General features: G+C 70.4%; 1 protein-coding gene. It reads left to right on the top strand.

Translation table 11 applies throughout. The features are described 5' to 3' along the window. Positions 1–72: 72 nt before the first annotated feature. Positions 73–1,647, top strand: a complete 1,575-nt coding sequence (locus QSK52_RS38995; protein WP_285741028.1) for an IS1182 family transposase — start codon at positions 73–75, stop codon at positions 1,645–1,647. The last annotated feature ends 63 nt before the right edge of the window (positions 1,648–1,710 follow it).

Here is a 1,710-nt window from a genome sequence, read left to right as displayed (position 1 = left end):
CTAGAAGTCTGATGAAGATGTTGGGTTCTGGCCCCGCTGCGTGAGTGGTGGGGCCAGACTCGTTTCGTGGCGATGGGGGAATGGGCCGGGGATCTGGTCGGACCGAATGTGTGGGAGACCTGTCGGGAGTTGATCCCGGCCGGGAGCGTGTTCGCGTTCCTGGCCGAGCACCGGGAGTCCCTGTTCCCGCACTCGATGTTCGCGGACATGTACCCGTCGAGGAACGGGCGGCCCAGTATGCCGCCGCAGGTCCTGGCCGCGACCGTGGTCCTGCAGAGCCTGCACGGGCTGTCGGACTTCGACACGGTCCAACAGCTGCGGTGTGACCTGCGATGGAAGGCCGCGTGCGGGCTGGGCCTGCACGACAGCGCGTTCGACCCCTCGCTGCTGGCCTACTTTCGACGCCGGCTGCAGCGCTCAGCGGATCCGAACCGACTGTTCGCCAGGGTCAAGGAGGTGGTGGCGGCCACCGGTGTGCTCAAGGGCAGGCAGCGGCGGGCGTTGGACTCCACCGTGCTGGACGACGCGGTGGCCACCCAGGACACCGTCACCCAGTTGGTCGCCGCGATCCGCCGGGTGATCCGGGACGTCCCCGACGCCGAGCGGACCGCCGCCACGTGGTGCACCGCCCACGACTACACCGACCCGGGCAAGCCCCGCATCGCCTGGAACGACGAGGCCGCTCGCGCCACACTGGTGGACGCCCTGGTCACCGACGCACTCAACCTGCTGGGTCGCCTGCCCGAACGGCAGTTGGACCAGAAGGCCGCCGACGCCGTCGGGCTGCTGGCCCTGGTCGCCGGTCAGGACGTCGAGGTGGCCGACGGCTCCGACGGACGCGACGGTCGGTGGCGGATCGCCCGCGGCACCGCCCCCGACCGCATCGTGTCCACCGTCGACCCCGAGGCCCGCCACATCCACAAGAACCGCACCCACCACCAGGAGGGCTTCCGCGCCCACGCCGCGTTCGAGCCCGAGACCGGTCTGCTGACCGAGGTCGAGCTCACCGCGGGCACCGGAGCGCACAACCACGAGGCCGCCGTCGCCGGGCACCTGCTCGCTGACGAGACCGCGACCCTGACCGTCCTCGGGGACACCGCCTACGGCACCGGCGACCTGCGCGAGACCCTCGAAGCCGGCGGCCACACCCTGATCATCAAGCCTCCGCCGCTGCGGCAGGCCGTCCCCGGCGGCTTCACCAGCGACGACTTCCAGGTCGACACCACCATCGGGAGCGTCACCTGTCCGGCCGGCCACACCAAGCCCCTCGGCCGCCCGGACGCCAAGGGCGCCCGCACGGCCCAGTTCAAGAAGCTCTGCATCGACTGTCCCCTGCGTGAGCGATGCACCCGCTCCAAGACCGGCCGGGCGTTCCAGGTCCACGCCCACTACGACCGTCTGAAAGCCGCCCGCCGGGCTGCTGCCGATCCCGACTGGCAGGCCGAATACCGCCGCTGGCGGCCACCGGTCGAACGCGCCATCGCCTGGCTCACCGCCCGGGGCAACCGCCGCGTCCCCTACCGAGGTGTCCTGAAGAACGACACCTGGCTCCATAACCGCGCCGCCGCGCTCAACCTCCGCCGACTGATCAGCCTCGGGCTTACCCGCGCGGGCGACACCTGGACCATCACTCCCACAACCGCATAGCGCAGGAGGGCTATCCCAACCGGGACAGCCCTCCCAGCAAGAAGATCTTCATCAGACTTCTAG

The sequence above is a fragment of the Kitasatospora phosalacinea genome (genome assembly GCF_030268885.1).
Taxonomy (GTDB): Bacteria; Actinomycetota; Actinomycetes; order Streptomycetales; family Streptomycetaceae; genus Kitasatospora; species Kitasatospora phosalacinea_C.
Note: the sequence above shows the minus strand (reverse complement) of the source record. Positions and strands in the feature narration are given on the sequence as shown.